Origin of the sequence: Marinactinospora rubrisoli (genome assembly GCF_042664915.1) — a bacterium.
GTDB classification, from domain to species: Bacteria; Actinomycetota; Actinomycetes; order Streptosporangiales; family Streptosporangiaceae; genus Marinitenerispora; species Marinitenerispora rubrisoli.
In genome coordinates this window covers 308,946-322,423 of record NZ_JBHTBH010000009.1, presented here as the reverse complement: position 1 = coordinate 322,423, position 13,478 = coordinate 308,946, and the positions used below count along the sequence as shown (strand labels likewise).

At 71.7% G+C, this 13,478-nt stretch carries 13 protein-coding genes, 1 tRNA gene and 2 rRNA genes; 10 read left to right on the top strand and 6 right to left on the bottom strand.

Features of this window, described 5'->3' with window-relative positions; genetic code table 11:
* The 5 genes from ACFQRF_RS19935 to ACFQRF_RS19915 all read left to right on the top strand — a co-directional run.
* Window positions 1-101 (top strand): 23S ribosomal RNA (locus tag ACFQRF_RS19935); the annotation flags it as partial.
* An 84-nt stretch (window positions 102-185) separates the two neighbouring features.
* A 5S ribosomal RNA gene (gene rrf / locus ACFQRF_RS19930) occupies window positions 186-298 on the top strand.
* A 366-nt stretch (window positions 299-664) separates the two neighbouring features.
* Window positions 665-2,053 (top strand): M16 family metallopeptidase, encoded by a 1,389-nt coding sequence (locus tag ACFQRF_RS19925; RefSeq protein WP_379872647.1) that lies wholly within the window; start codon window positions 665-667, stop codon window positions 2,051-2,053.
* A gap of 122 nt (window positions 2,054-2,175) precedes the next feature.
* The gene (locus ACFQRF_RS19920) at window positions 2,176-3,528 is read left to right on the top strand and encodes a M16 family metallopeptidase (RefSeq protein ID WP_379872646.1); all 1,353 of its coding nucleotides are present in this window, start codon (window positions 2,176-2,178) and stop codon (window positions 3,526-3,528) included.
* Window positions 3,529-3,791: 263 nt separating this feature from the next.
* Complete coding sequence (locus tag ACFQRF_RS19915; protein WP_379872645.1) at window positions 3,792-5,054, top strand: serine/threonine-protein kinase; 1,263 nt, start codon at window positions 3,792-3,794, stop codon at window positions 5,052-5,054.
* A 77-nt stretch (window positions 5,055-5,131) separates the two neighbouring features.
* Here the strand turns inward: ACFQRF_RS19915 and ACFQRF_RS19910 are convergent.
* Both ACFQRF_RS19910 and bcp read right to left on the bottom strand, forming a co-directional pair.
* Window positions 5,132-5,205, bottom strand: a tRNA-Leu gene (locus tag ACFQRF_RS19910).
* Between the two features lie 163 nt (window positions 5,206-5,368).
* Entirely contained in the window at window positions 5,369-5,854 is a 486-nt protein-coding gene (bcp, locus tag ACFQRF_RS19905; protein WP_379872644.1) for a thioredoxin-dependent thiol peroxidase, read from the bottom strand.
* 290 nt (window positions 5,855-6,144) lie between these two features.
* Here bcp and ACFQRF_RS19900 point away from each other — a divergent pair, with 290 nt between their 5' ends.
* The 3 genes from ACFQRF_RS19900 to ACFQRF_RS19890 all read left to right on the top strand — a co-directional run bounded on the left by ACFQRF_RS19900 (window position 6,145) and on the right by ACFQRF_RS19890 (window position 9,149).
* Complete coding sequence (locus ACFQRF_RS19900) at window positions 6,145-7,440, top strand: CDP-alcohol phosphatidyltransferase family protein (RefSeq protein ID WP_379872643.1); 1,296 nt, start codon at window positions 6,145-6,147, stop codon at window positions 7,438-7,440.
* Window positions 7,441-7,665: 225 nt separating this feature from the next.
* Complete coding sequence (locus tag ACFQRF_RS19895) at window positions 7,666-8,733, top strand: CDP-alcohol phosphatidyltransferase family protein (protein WP_379872642.1); 1,068 nt, start codon at window positions 7,666-7,668, stop codon at window positions 8,731-8,733.
* Between the two features lie 17 nt (window positions 8,734-8,750).
* Complete coding sequence (locus tag ACFQRF_RS19890) at window positions 8,751-9,149, top strand: DUF3618 domain-containing protein (protein WP_379872641.1); 399 nt, start codon at window positions 8,751-8,753, stop codon at window positions 9,147-9,149.
* A gap of 107 nt (window positions 9,150-9,256) precedes the next feature.
* Here the strand turns inward: ACFQRF_RS19890 and ACFQRF_RS19885 are convergent, their stop codons facing one another.
* The gene (locus ACFQRF_RS19885) at window positions 9,257-10,474 is read right to left on the bottom strand and encodes an amino acid deaminase/aldolase (RefSeq protein ID WP_379872640.1); all 1,218 of its coding nucleotides are present in this window, start codon (window positions 10,472-10,474) and stop codon (window positions 9,257-9,259) included.
* Window positions 10,475-10,616: 142 nt separating this feature from the next.
* Here ACFQRF_RS19885 and purU point away from each other — a divergent pair, with 142 nt between their 5' ends.
* Window positions 10,617-11,471: a formyltetrahydrofolate deformylase gene (purU, locus tag ACFQRF_RS19880; RefSeq protein WP_379872639.1), complete on the top strand. Its 855-nt coding sequence runs from the start codon at window positions 10,617-10,619 to the stop codon at window positions 11,469-11,471.
* 119 nt (window positions 11,472-11,590) lie between these two features.
* Window positions 11,591-11,947, top strand: coding sequence for a hypothetical protein (locus ACFQRF_RS19875; RefSeq protein WP_379872638.1), 357 nt, complete (start codon window positions 11,591-11,593; stop codon window positions 11,945-11,947).
* Window positions 11,948-11,971: 24 nt separating this feature from the next.
* Here ACFQRF_RS19875 and ACFQRF_RS19870 read toward each other — a convergent pair whose 3' ends face one another.
* The 3 genes from ACFQRF_RS19870 to ACFQRF_RS19860 all read right to left on the bottom strand — a co-directional run bounded on the left by ACFQRF_RS19870 (window position 11,972) and on the right by ACFQRF_RS19860 (window position 13,462).
* A complete protein-coding gene (locus tag ACFQRF_RS19870) occupies window positions 11,972-12,664 on the bottom strand; it encodes an HAD family hydrolase (RefSeq protein WP_379872637.1) in 693 nt (230 codons plus the stop codon).
* Between the two features lie 127 nt (window positions 12,665-12,791).
* The gene (locus ACFQRF_RS19865; protein WP_379872636.1) at window positions 12,792-13,226 is read right to left on the bottom strand and encodes a type II toxin-antitoxin system VapC family toxin; all 435 of its coding nucleotides are present in this window, start codon (window positions 13,224-13,226) and stop codon (window positions 12,792-12,794) included.
* Window positions 13,223-13,462, bottom strand: coding sequence for a ribbon-helix-helix domain-containing protein (locus ACFQRF_RS19860; RefSeq protein WP_379872635.1), 240 nt, complete (start codon window positions 13,460-13,462; stop codon window positions 13,223-13,225). The genes ACFQRF_RS19865 and ACFQRF_RS19860 overlap by 4 nt, the downstream gene beginning before the upstream one ends.
* Window positions 13,463-13,478 lie beyond the last annotated feature (16 nt).

Sequence of the window (13,478 nt, the reverse complement as noted above, 5' to 3'; positions counted from 1 at the left end):
GTGGGTAAGGTTTCCAGTGGATGACTGGGTTGATAGGCTGGGTGTGGAAGCACTGTGAGGTGTGGAGCTGACCGGTACTAATCGGCCGAGGGCTTGTCCGCCATGGATGCTGGGTGTTCGCGCACACTGTTTGTTCCGCGTTTCTTGGTTTTTCCCCCGAGGGTTTTTTGTTGGGGGGTTAGGGTTACGGCGGTTTTGGCGAGAGGGAAATACCCGGTCCCATTTCGAACCCGGTCGTTAAGCTTCTCAGCGCTGATGGTACTGCCCTGTTGGGTGGGAGAGTAGGTCGCCGCCGGACATCTTTTTGGGGTCGCCCCTTGTGGGGCGGCCCCTTTTTTTGTTGTGTTGGGGGGTGGGTGTGCCCCGCCCTGTCCGGGGGCTGGCCACCCACTCGTTGGACCGTGTCCAGGACCACGTCGCGCGCATACGCGGGTCCGTCGGCGGATAGCGGCAAACAGCGGCAAGCGCGGAAAACCGGAAGTATCGCCTTCGCTGGTACCACCCACACGACGCCACTCCGAATTCCCGGTTGCCGCGACGCTCGGCGGGATCCTCGCATACCGTCGTAGTCCGTGAGTTCGTGCTGTACGCGCCCACTCGGCTGAGGCCATAGGCTCGGTGCAGGACGACGGACGGGTTCCGGCAGCAAGGGGTGCATGAACTGGTGACGACCATTGGCGCGGCGCGGCAGATCGGCCAATTCACGTTGGACAACGGGCTCCGGTTGGTGACCGCTCCGGCCGCCACCGGGCAGGTGGCGGCGGTCAACCTGTGGTACGGGGTCGGCTCGCGGCACGAGGTGCCGGGCCGGACGGGGTTCGCGCATCTGTTCGAGCACCTGATGTTCCAGGGGAGCGGCAACGTCGCCAAGGGCGAGCACTTCGAGGCGGTGGAGCGGCTCGGCGGCGACATCAACGCCTCCACGTCCACCGACCGCACCAACTACTTCGAGACCGTGCCGGAGCACGCTCTGGACCTGGCGCTGTGGCTGGAGGCCGACCGGCTCGCCACGTTGCGCGATGGGATGAGCCAAGAGGTGCTCGACAACCAGCGGGACGTCGTCAAGAACGAGCGCCGCCAGCGGTACGACAACGTCCCGTACGGCACCGCGCTGGAGCGCATCCTGCGGCTGGGGTACCCGGAGGGGCACCCCTACCACCACCCGACCATCGGTTCCATGGCCGATCTCGACGCCGCGGACCTCGACTTCGTGCTGTCGTTCCACCGTCGGCACTACGGCCCGGACAATCTCGTGCTCACCGTCGTGAGCGACCTCGCTCCCGAGGACGTCCACGAGCGGGTGCGGCGCTACTTCGGCGGCATCGACCCGCGCGAGACCGTCGCAGAGGCCCCGGACGCGGCGCTGGACGGTCCCATCGGGGGGCCGGTCGCCGAGACCGTGGTCGAGAACGTTCCGGCGCCCGCGGTGTTCCTGGGCTTCCGCGTCGGCCCGTACGGGAGCCGGGAGTTCGACATCATGCACCTCGCCTCGGCCGTGCTCGGCCAGGGGCAGGGCAGCCGCCTCTACCAGCGGCTCGTGGTGGAGCGCGGGCTCGCCGCCGACGACGGCGGATCGGCCGCCGACCTGCTCGCGTTCCGGTACACGCCGAGCCTGGTGCTCGTCAGCATGATCGCGCGCGAGAACGTCAGCGGCGACGAGCTGGAGGCGGCCATCCTGGCGGAGGTCGCCGCGCTCGCCGATGGGATCACCGAGGAGGAACTGGACCGGGCGCGCGCCGTCCTGGAGCGGGACCACCTCCAGTCCATCTCCACCCCGTCCGGGCTGGCCGACACGCTGAGCAGCTGCACGCAGCTGTTCGGCGACCCGGAACTGGCCTACACGTGGCCGCAGCGGTGGGCCGACATCACCGCCGACGACGTCGTGGCCCACGCCAAGCGGCTGCTCACCGCCGAGAACCGGCTGGTCGTGCGGTTCGAGCCCGGCGAGCGGCCGTCGGCCGAGGCGGTGCCGGAGGCCGGAACCGGCCTCGGGGACGAGACCGGTGTCGAACACGACGCTGCGGACGCCGGTGACCCGACGGGCGCGTCCTGAGCCGGCGGTCTCCCGGGCGCCCCGCGCCCCGTCCACGGTCCGACGACCGCCCACCCCGTCGTTCCGCGCGGACCGGTGTCTCCGCCGCGGCCCGCGCATCCTGACGCAGAGGAAGAGTCGCTTTGAGTAAGCTGCAGCTCCGACCCACGCTCGGTGCCCCGAAGCCGTACACGTTCCCGAAGCCGAACCGGCTGCGGGTCGGCAACGGCACCGTCGTCGCCATCGACGTTCCCGGCCAGCCCTACGTGGCCGTCCGGCTGGTCCAGCCCGCCGGGGGCGCCGCCGAGCCGCTGGATCGCATGGGGGTGGCCGGCCTCACCAACGAGGCGCTGGAGGACGGCGTCCGGGGGAACAGTTCGCTGGCCCCGGCGCTGGAGCGGCACGGCGCGGAGTGGGTGTCCCGCGTTTCCTGGGACAGTTTCGTGACCGGCGTGGACGCGCCCGCGAACCGCGTTGTGGACGCCACGGCGTTGCTCGCCGAGGCCGTGCGCACTCCGGCGCTGCGTCCGGAGGACGTGCTGCGCCGCCGCGACCAGCTCGTGGAGCGGTTCTGGCTGGAGGCGTCGGTCGCCTCCACGCTGGCCGCCCGCAGCATCGGCGCTCAGCTGTTCACCGGCCGCTACGCCACTCCGCTGAGCGGCGGGCCGGCCCGGTTGCAGGAGGTCACCCCGGAGCTCGTCTCGGAGTTCCACCGGGAGGCGATCGCGTCCGTCGCCGGGACGCTCATCGTGGTGGGCGACCTCAGCGATGTCGACGTCACGGAACTCGGCAAGACGGTGTTCGGCGACGCCGCGGCGGGGCCGGAACGGCCGGTCACCGCGCCGGAGTCGGCCCCGGGGGAGCTGCCGCGGATCCTCGTCCTGGACCGTCCGGGTTCGGTGCAGTCGGCGCTGGTGTTCGCGCACCGGGCGCCCTCGCGCGCGGAGATCGACCTGCCGCGGGCCGAGGGGATGAGCGACGTGCTGGGCGGCATGTTCACGTCGCGGCTCAACATGGAGCTGCGCGAGCGGCTCGGCTACACCTACGGCGTGGGATGCCGGTTCGACCTGCGCCGGGACAGCGGGGTTTTCCTGATCAGCACCCAGGTGGAGGCGCCGACGACGGCGCACTCGATCACCGCCACGCTCGCCGAGATCGAGCGGCTGCAGGCCGACGGCGTGACCGAGGGCGAGCTCGACGCGGTGCGGGAGTCGAACACGGTCGGCCTGCCGGTCACCTACTCCACCGCGCGCAGCCTGGCGGCGGCGCTGGTGGAGATGGTCGTGCACGACCTGCCGGAGGACCACGTCGACCGGCTGCGCGCCGGCTTCGAGCGGGTGACCGCGGAGGACCTGCACCAGGCCGCCCGTGAGTACCTGCGCCCGCGGGAGTCGGTCGTCATCGTGGCCGGCGACGCCGAGCAGCTGCGGGGCTCGCTGGAGGAGACCGGGTTCGGGCCCGTCGAGGTCCGGGACCCGGAGACGCTCTGGACCTGACCCACGGCCGGACCGGGGACCGGCGGGCGCGTGTTCGCCGGCCCCCGGGGTAGGACAGGGGCAGCGAAGCGCGGCACGGCGTGTTAGGCGCGCCGGGGGGACATGACCGAATCCGCACCCGGCCGACGGTGTCCGCGCGACCACCTGCTCTAATGTCCTGTGCACCTGATATAACGAGGGATCCGTCCCATCTCCGACGAGACCGCCACCGTAAGAGTCCGCAGGAGGCCACCGTGCCCCGTGATCTGACGCTTTAGAAGCCCGTGTCCTCCATCGAAAAGCCCCACGCAGAGCGGGACCCCTCGTCGCCGCTCGACGCCGCGAGCCCCTCGACCCCCGAAGCCGGTACGGACGAGCGCGTCCTGGCCGGCCGGTACCACCTCCAGGAGCCGATCGCGCGCGGCGGTGTCGGAACCGTGTGGCGGGCCCGGGACCTGGTCCTCGACCGTGAGGTGGCGGTCAAGGAGCTTCGGCTGCCCGCCGACCTGAGCGAGGCGGAGCGCAACTCGCTGCTGCGCCGCACCACGCGTGAGGCGCGGGTCGCGGCCCGGCTCACGCATCCGAACGTCGTGACCGTCCTGGACGTCGCGAACGAGGACGGCCGTCCGTGGATCGTCATGGAACTGGTGGTCGCGCGCACGCTGGCCGAGATCATCCAGCTCGCCGGGCCGCTGCCCTACCAGCGGGTGGCGGAGATCGGCCTGCAGCTGATCAGCGCGCTCAAGGCCGCCCATGACGAGGGCATCATCCACCGGGACGTCAAGCCCGACAACGTGATGATCAGCGAGGACGGCCGGGTGGTGCTCACCGACTTCGGCCTGGCCGCGTGGACCGGCGAGTCCGCGCTGACCACGTCCGGCCGGATCGTCGGCTCGCCCTCCTACATTCCGCCGGAGCGGGCGAAGGCGGGGCCGGTGGGACCGGCCTCGGACCTGTGGTCGCTCGGCGCGACGCTGTACTCCGCGGTCGAGGGCCATCCGCCGTACAACCGCAAGGGCTACATCGCGATTCTGCGCGGCGACGACCTGGAGGAACCGCCGCCGGCGGAGAGCGCGGGACCGCTCGCGCCGGTGCTGGCCGGTCTGCTGCACGTCCGGCCGGAGGAGCGGCTCACCGCCGAGAACGCCACGAAGATGCTGCGGATCGCGGCGCTGGCGCCCTACGCTCCGGAGACCAGCCCGGAGACGGCGGCGCGCAGCGCGGCCGAGTCCCGGGAGGCGGCCGCGGAGGGTCCGGCGGCCCGGGAGCTGGCGCGGGAGCATTTCCGGGCGGGCGCGCACGTGCTGCGCAACTCGCTGCAGGAGTCGGTGTCGGAGTCCATGTCCTCGCTGCACGACGCGATCCAGCGGCACCGGCCGGAGTCGGTGAGCGCGCTGCTGACGTCGATCCGGGAGTCCACCGACACCCTGGGGCTGACGAGTTCGGGGAAGCACCGGAATCGGCGGCCGACCGCCGCGATCATCGGCGTGGCCGCGGGCGTGCTCGTGCTGCTCGCCGTGGTGCTGTGGGCGCTGCTGTTCCGGTGACGGAGGCGGCCGCGTGGCCGCCCCAGGGCGGGTGAACGGCGTGAAGGCGCGGGGGTGTCCCCGCGCCTTCGTCCGTGTGGGGCCGGCGAGATTCGAACTCGCACTGTCACGAACCTAAATCGTGTGCCTCCTGCCGTTGGGCTACGGCCCCTGGGCGGTCCCGCCCGGACGTCTCCAGAGCGTGGCAGCACCGGCGGGGGAACGCAAGTTCCGCCGTTCCGGGCCGGCCGGCGCCCCATCCTAGCGGGTCGGGTCTCCGCGAAGCCGGGACGCGCCGGCCGGGCCGGGCAGTGCGGGTGCCCGGCCCGGTGCGATCACAGCCCGAGTTCGCGCCTGATCCGGTCGACGTGCCCGGTGGCCTTCACGTTGTAGAAGGCGCGGCGTACGGTGCCGTCGGCGCCGATCACGATGGTGGACCGGATGACGCCCTGCACGATCCGGCCGTAGTTCTTCTTCTCCCCGTAGGCGCCGTAGGCGGTGAGCACCTTGCGGTCGGGGTCGCTGAGCAGCGGGAAGGTGAGTCCTTCCTTGTCGCGGAAGGCGGCGAGCTTGTCGACGGGGTCGGGGGAGACGCCGAGCACCGTGATGCCCGCGCCCTGGAACGCGTGCAGGTTGTCGCGGAAGTCGCAGGCCTGCGTCGTGCACCCGGGGGTCATGGCGGCCGGGTAGAAGTACAGCACGACGCTGTCACCGGCGGCGGCGAGGACCTGCCGCAGCGCGACGGGCTTGCCGTCGGCGTCGTCGAGGGTGAACTCGGGGGCGGTGTCGCCCGGCTGCAGCCGGGCGGTGGACTCGCTCACGTTCTTTTACCTTTCCGGTATCGGCGGGCTTCGGCGAGGCGTCCCGCCTGCGCACGAAGTCCCAGCTTATTGTGGGTTCTGCCCGGAATCTGAGTGGCCGGGACAACCTGATCCGCGGGTGCGGCGTCCAACTGCCACCAGACGAGCACGTCGCCGTGGGTTCGCTCACGGTTCACTCCGTGTTCGCCGAACCGACACGAATCGGCCTGGCGCTCCCCGAGAGCGCGTGAGGCGACCCGCATCCTCGTCTCCGAGGCCAGAGATGGCTTTTCATCCCTGGAGGCTCCGGCATGTCACGCTTCACCCTGCACGACGTCAGAGAACAGACGTACAAGCCTCGCGACTCCTGGTGGACCGTGCTGTTGGTGGATCCACTGGCCGCGCGGCTGGTGCGGTTCACGGCGAACCGGACGTCCATCACCCCGAATCAGCTGACGATCGCCGCCCTGGTGCTGGGCGGTGGCGCCGCCGGCTGCTTCGCGATGGCGGAGCCGGTGTGGCTGGTGGCCGGTGCGTTGCTGTTCCATCTCAGCTTCGTGCTGGACTGCATGGACGGCAAGATCGCCCGCCTGAAGGGCAACGGCTCGGTGTTCGGCAGCTGGCTGGACTACGTGTTCGACCGGCTGCGGGTGCTGGTCTGCGCGGTCGCGCTGATGGGCGGCCAGTTCGCGGCGACCGGCGACCAGATATTCGTCTGGTTCGCCATGGCGATCGTGTTCACCGACATGTTCCGGTACCTGAACTCGCCGCAGATGGCCAAGGTGCGCCGCAGCATGCGCCGCAATCTGACCCGGGCGATCCGTGAGGCGGACGCGGTGGAGGCGGCCGTGGGCGGCGGGCGCAGTGAGCGGGCGGCGTCGGCGATGGCGGCCGGCGACCGGCTCAGCCGCAGCCTGTCCGCCGACCAGCAGCTGGACGAGGTGGTGGAGCTGCGGCCGCGTGCGGCCGAGGACGTGGTTCGGCCGGAAGCGGACTCCGCGCCGGCGGCCGTGGTTCCGGGACCGCGGGCCACGGTGCCGGTGGTCGACGAGGCGGCGCTCGCCGCCGCCGAGGCCGAGGACGAGGCCGACGGGGACGAGGCCGACGGTGCGGAGACGGGCAAGGAGGCCCCGACCGCGGGCCGCCGGGCCCGCGAGGTGCAGGCCACCGAATTGCAGCGCCGGTTCCACACCTACTTCCCGTGGTACATCCGGTTCCGGGACGCGCTGCGGGCGCGCCGGATCCGGCCGCACCTGGTCAGCGGGATCGAGTTCCAGATGGGGACGTTCATCGTGGCGCCGCTCGCCGGGGCGGTGACCGGTTCTCCCTGGGTGATGCTGGCGGCGATCGCGGTGTCCGGCGCGCTGATGCTCACGTTCGAGCTGCTGCTGATCTACAAGCTGTGGCTGTCCACCCGCGAGTACACGCGGGTGCTGGCCGGGATCCAGGCGGCGGTGCCGCAGGCGGCGCCGGAGGGCCGGCCGGCGGACGCGGCCGAGGAGGCCGGGGAGGTGCCGGCCACGGCGGCGCGTCCGGCCGCGGGTGCGGCCTCCGGGTCGGAGCCGGTCACGATCGCGGAACGAAACGGCGTCGCCTCGCGGGGGTGATCGGCGGATCCGGCGCGGAGGGAGGGCCCGCCGCGCCGCTGGGCGTGCGGAAACGGCGGTCGCCCGAACGCGCCGTTGGCCGGGGCGGCGCGCGGCTTACCGGTTCATCACCTATTGTTGACCAAGTTCATGCGGGCGGATCGGGAGCGTGACCCGCGTCCTGCCGGACGACCGCCCCGCTGGGCCGGAGCACACCCTCGCTTCGTCTTTGGGAGTTCAGCAGCGATGGCCGGTTTCACCCTGGAAGAGGTCAGAGAGCGCACCTGCAAGGCGCGTGACTCCTGGTGGACGGTGTGGGCCGTCGATCCGCTGGCGCTGCGACTGGTCCGGATCACGGCCGCGCGCACCTCGGTCACCCCCGACCAGCTGACCGTCGCGGCGCTGCTGTTCGGCCTGGGCGCGGCGGCCTGCTTCGCGATGGGGTCGTGGCCGTTCCTGCTGTGCGGTGCGGTGCTGTACTACCTGTGCTTCCTGCTGGACTGCATGGACGGCAAGCTGGCGCGGCTCACCGACCGCGAGACGCTGTTCGGCTCGTGGATGGACTACGTCTTCGACCGGTTCCGGGTGCTGGTGTGCGCCATCGCGCTGATGGGCGGGCAGTACGTGCTCACCGGCGAGGTGGTGTTCGTGTGGCTGGCGCTGGCGGTGGTCTTCTGCGACATGCTGCGCTACCTCAACGCGCTGCAGGTGTACAAGACCCGCCGGGAGATGCGTTCGCACATCGCCGGAGCGCTGGAGCGCGCGCGGGCGACGCTGTCGATGCTGGAACCGGCCGAGCCGGGCGGGCAGCCGATGAGCGACACGGGCGAGCAGGCGGTGCTGCGGCACGGCATCTCGGTGCTGGAGCAGATCCTGCGGACCCAGACCGAGCGGGAGCACCGGTACGACCGCGAGGCCGGCAAGGAGCCGGACGTGCGGCTGCCCAGGATCGATCTGCACCAGGAGTTCCGGACCCGCTTCCCGTGGTACCAGCGCATCTGGGACTTCCTGCGTGCGCGGCGGATCCGCACCCACGTGGTGAGCGGCATCGAGTTCCAGATGGCCGTGTTCATCCTGGCCCCGGTGGCGGGAGCGGCGGTGTCGGGCACCGCGATCGTCTGGATCACCGTGATCGTGGGGGCTCTGCTCCTCGCGTTCGAAATCGCGATCGTCTATAAACTGTGGTTGTCCACGCGGGATTTCTTCCGGGTTGTGGACGGTATCGATGGCGCGTTGAGGCTCACGCGCTCGCCTGACGACGAGGCCGGCGCGGAATCGGCCGCCGGCTCCGCACGGGCGACTCTGCGGCAGTAGCGGAAGGAAGCGGCTTTATGGAGGGACGCGACCCCGCCAGGGCGCGCCGTGATCCGGCCAGTTTGCAGGCCGAGATCGAGCGGACTCAGGCCAGGCTGGTGTCGAGTATGGACGCGATCGCCGACCGCACGAATCCCAGGAACGCGGCTCGCCGCGGGCTGCGGCAGTTGCGCGACGCCGGCGGCCACCTCGTGGAGGAGGCGCGCACGCTGGTGACGGGCGGCGCCGTGCGGCTGGACTCCGAGGTCGTCGAGCCGCCGGAGGGCAGCGTCCGGTTGAAGCACGACGACGAGGTGGTGTCCACGTACAGCGCGCGGCGGTCGCTGCCGCCGGAGGCCGTGGCGGTCGGTGTGGGCGTCGGTGTCGTGGTGGCGGTCGGCTTGGTGGTGCTCTGGCGGCGGCGTCGCCGGCGCTGACCGGGACGTCCGCCGAACGTGCGCGGAGGGCATCAGGCGCGGAGGCCGCGCCCGATGCCCTCCGGCGTGTCCGGGGCCGGGGCGCCGGATGGCGGGGCGGGAACGGGTCACAGGAAGGCGCGGCCCTCGCCGCGGTAGGTGGGCACGGTGGCCGCCAGCCGTGCGCCGTCGATGAGGTGCAGTTCGGTGAAGCGTTCGCACAGCTCGCCGGCCTTGGCGTGCCGCATCCACACCCGGTCTCCGACGGCGAGGGTGTCGGCCGCCGCCCCGCGCAGTGGGGTCTGGGTCTCGCCGGCGCCCTCGGTGGGGCTGTAGCGGAGTCCGTGCGGTAGGTGGGGCTGGGGGAGCCGGTCGGGTCCGGGGGCGCCGGAGGCGGGGTAGCCGCCGCCGAGCGCGGTGGCGACGGACGGGCCGGGGCGGCGCACGATCGGCAGCGCGAAGAGGGCGGCGGGCCGTCCGGTGAACGCGCGGTAGTCGTCGAAGAGCCGTGGGTGGTACAGCCCGGAGCCGGCGGCGACTTCAGTGATCGCGCGTTCCCGTGCGGTCAGGTGCAGGCTGCCGGTGCCGCCGCCGTTGACGAACCGGAGGTCGGCGACCTGGCGGACGGCGTCGACGATGGCGGCGCGGCGGCGGGCGAGTTCGGTGGCGGAGCGCCGCTGTGTCCAGCGGACCACCCGGCCATAAAGCGGCCGGCCGGCGGGAGCGTCGCCGATTCCGGCGATCTGCGCCTCGTACGCCATGACGCCGTCCAGTCGCAGTTGAGGGCGGCGGGTGATCTCGCGGGCGAGCGCGGCGGCCTGGGCGGGGGTGCGGATGGGGGAGCGCAGGGCGCCGAGCCGCAGCCGGGGGCCGAGGGGCTGCCAGCTGGTGTCGATGTCGAGGCACACCCGGATGGGGCGGGCCGGGTCGGGGGCGGCGGCGGTGATGAGGTCGAGGTGGGCGACGTCGTCGACCATGAGGGTGATGGCGTCGAGGGCGCGGGGGTCGGCGGCGAGTGCGGCGAGGGCGCGGGTGTCGACGGTGGGGTAGCCGACGAGGATGTCGTCGCTGACCGGCGCGGGTGCGGCGTCGTCGGGGTCGCGGCCGGCCAGCCACAGGGCTTCGGGGAGGGTGAGGGCGAGGATGCCGGCGAATCCGGGCCGGGCGAGGACGTCGCGGAGCAGGTGCCGGCAGCGGACGGACTTGCTGGCGACCCGGACGGGGGTGCCGGCGGCGCGGCGGACGAGATCGGCGGCGTTGGCGTGGAAGGCGGGGAGGTCGACGATCGCGAAGGGAGGGTGCAGCCCGGCGGTCGCCGCGTCGTAGCGGTCGCGAACGGTCGTCATGTGGGGACCATCCCACATTTCGTGAAGATTATTCATATTCTCTGGAGTCGGCGCGCTCCGCGGATGCCGGTTCCAGGGCGCCGACCCCGCTAACCTGGGGTGGAGTCCGACCCGGTGCCGAAACGCTGGAGTGCCCTGCGCCATGAGTGATCGCGAGTACGTGCTGACGCTGTCCTGCCCCGACGGCCGCGGGATCGTCGCCGCGGTCGCCACCCTGCTCGCCGGGCACGGTTGCAACATCACCGAGAGCCAGCAGTACGGCGACGCCTACACGGGGCGCTTCTTCATGCGCGTCCAGTTCGCCGTGGCGGCGTCGGCGGGCGAGGACGAGCTGCGCGCCGCGTTCGCGGGGCTGGCCGCCGACTTCGGCATGGACTGGGGGCTGTGGCGGCGCGACGTCCGGCCGCGCACCCTGGTGATGGTCTCCCGGTTCGGGCACTGCCTCAACGACCTGCTGTACCGGCGGCGCAGCGGGCTGCTCGACGCGGAGATCGTCGCGGTGGTGTCCAACCACCCCGATCTGGAGTTCCTCGCCCGCTCCTACGAGCTGGACTTCCACCACCTGCCGATCACGCCCGAGACCAAGCCGGTCCAGGAGGCCCGCCTGCTGGAGCTGGTGGAGTCCTATGACGTGGAGCTCGTGGTCCTCGCCCGGTACATGCAGGTGCTCTCCGAGGACCTGTGCGGCAAGATGTCCGGCCGCATCATCAACATCCACCACTCGTTCCTGCCGAGCTTCAAGGGCGCCCGCCCCTACCACCAGGCGCACGCGCGCGGGGTGAAGCTCATCGGGGCGACGGCGCACTACGTCACCGCCGACCTCGACGAGGGGCCCATCATCGAGCAGGAGGTGGCGCGCGTGGACCACACCGAGAGCCCGGAGCAGCTGGCCGCGGTCGGCCGCGACCTGGAATCGCAGGCGCTGTCGCGCGCCGTGAACTGGCACGCGCAGCGCCGGGTGCTGCTCAACGGCGCGAAGACGGTGGTGTTCCGCTAGCGCGCGCCGCGCCGTGCGGCCGTGGCGCGCACCGCGCGCCGACGGTCGACTACGGTGAGTAGCGTCGCGGGAGCGGTTCGCGCTGCCGAGCGGGTACCGGTGGGGAGGATCGGAGGGGCATGACGACGCTGGAGAACACGGTGTGCCGGCCGGCACCCGATGACACGGCCGAGGCCGCCGTCCGGTCGCGTCCCTCCTGGCCGTCGCTGCTCGGCGGTGCGCTGCTCGTGCTGGTCGCGGTGCTGGCCGCCGGTGAGGTGATCGCCGCTCTCATGGGTCTGCCGCCGCGGTCCGCGGCGGACGCCGACCCGGCGGACTTCGCGGGCGAGGCCCGGTGGCAGGACCCCGTGGTGCGGCTCTCCTCCTGGATCCTCGCGCTGATGGGGCTGGCGCCGATCGTGCTCGCGCTGGGCTCCGGCCTGCGCCGCCGGTGGGCGGCGGCACGGCGGCACCGCCGCCCGGCCCGGGCCGACTGACCGGACCCCGCGCGGCGATCCGGCCTAGCCGAGCAGCAGCTCCAGCACGGCGTCGGTGTCGGAGAGGTCGGTGAGCACGGTGGCCGCTCCGGCGTCCCGCAGGGCGGCCGCGTCGCTGAGGCCGGTGGCCACGGCGACGATCCGGGCCCCGCCCTCGACCGCCGCGCGCACGTCGTTGGGGCTGTCGCCCACCAGCACGGTGGTGTCGGGCGTGAACGCCACCCCGGTGGCGTCGTAGACCCGCCGCCGCGCCACCCCTACCAGCTCGGGACGGTCCGGATGGTCGTCGCCGTAACCGCCCACCGCCGCCTCGACGAGGTGGTCGAGCCCGAATACCCGGAGTTTGTGCTCGGCGTTGTGCCGGCTGTTGCCGGTGAGCAGCGAGGACACGATGTCGGGAGCGGCCGCACAGCGCTCCAGGATCTCCCGGGCCCCGGGAAGCACCCGGCCGTGCTCCCGCATCTCGGCACCGCGCGCGGCGAACTCCGCCTCGTTGATCTCCTGGAACCGGGCGAAGTCGCCGTCACGCTCGGAGAGGCCGTTGGCCGCCAGGGTCTCCCTGAACCACTGCCACTCGGTCCGGCCCGGGCCTCTGGTGGCGACGTGGTCGCTGAGTCCGCTGAACCGGGCGAACGCGGTCGAGAACACCTCGAACCCGAATCCGTCGACGTCCAGCAGCGTCTTGTCGATGTCCCACAGCACCAGCCGTTGTCCCACGCAGGTCCTCCCTGATCGTCGTGCCCCCACGGTAGCCGAAGGGGCTGGACGATCCCGGGGTGTTCTGCGGGAACCTCGGATTTGCCACCTGCGGGACATCACCGTTGCCGCGTCTGGTCATGCGGCCTCACAGGTCGTCGGGAAGCACGCGGAATGCCTTGTGTGGTGTCAAAGGGCGCACGGCTCGGAAATCACGGCGATCCAGCGTCAGCACGGCATCGGTTCGGTACTCGGCCGCCAGAGCCACGTTCACCGCATCCGCCAGGTCTAGGCCAAGGTCAACATACCGCTGCTGAACGGCCTGGGCCGTGTCGAGAATTCCGGTGTCGACGTCCGGAACCTGGAACCGTAGCCGGCGGACCTCCGCGAGGATGAACGCGATCAGGCGGGTCCGGGCGACGGAACCGAATCTTGCCTTGGCCATGTGGTCGATTTCCGCCAGGACCAGAGGGGAAATGACCACGGTCCCGGCCTCGCGCATAACTCTTTGGCAGTCGGTGGCTTCGGCGGAGTTCCGGTCGGAAGCGGCGATGATTCCGGAGGTATCGGCGATCACGATCACCTGTCGTCGGCTCCCTCGGCGACCGCCCGCGTAACCGTCTCGCTGGACACCATCTCACCGCTGCCGTTGAACATGGGCCAGTCGAGCGGCTCGTCCCATACCCGGTTAGCCATGGCGGCCAAGTGGATCCCCTCGCGGATGATCTCCGCTTCCGGAATGCCGCGGCGTTGAGCGGCTTCCCTGATGAGGGCAAGGTCGTCCGGATCGGCGTAGACGTTCGTTCTCCTCATGGTCATGTACCAATGCTAGTAC

Bases quoted from the DNA above. Each gene is read 5' to 3' on its own strand.
- purU (WP_379872639.1), top strand. From the start codon at position 10,617: ATGAGTGATCGCGAGTACGTGCTGACGCTGTCCTGCCCCGACGGCCGC.
- ACFQRF_RS19885 (WP_379872640.1), bottom strand. From the start codon at position 10,474: ATGACGACCGTTCGCGACCGCTACGACGCGGCGACCGCCGGGCTGCAC.
- ACFQRF_RS19900 (WP_379872643.1), top strand. From the start codon at position 6,145: ATGTCACGCTTCACCCTGCACGACGTCAGAGAACAGACGTACAAGCCT.
- ACFQRF_RS19860 (WP_379872635.1), bottom strand. From the start codon at position 13,462: ATGACCATGAGGAGAACGAACGTCTACGCCGATCCGGACGACCTTGCC.
- ACFQRF_RS19890 (WP_379872641.1), top strand. From the start codon at position 8,751: ATGGAGGGACGCGACCCCGCCAGGGCGCGCCGTGATCCGGCCAGTTTG.
- ACFQRF_RS19875 (WP_379872638.1), top strand. From the start codon at position 11,591: ATGACGACGCTGGAGAACACGGTGTGCCGGCCGGCACCCGATGACACG.
- ACFQRF_RS19895 (WP_379872642.1), top strand. From the start codon at position 7,666: ATGGCCGGTTTCACCCTGGAAGAGGTCAGAGAGCGCACCTGCAAGGCG.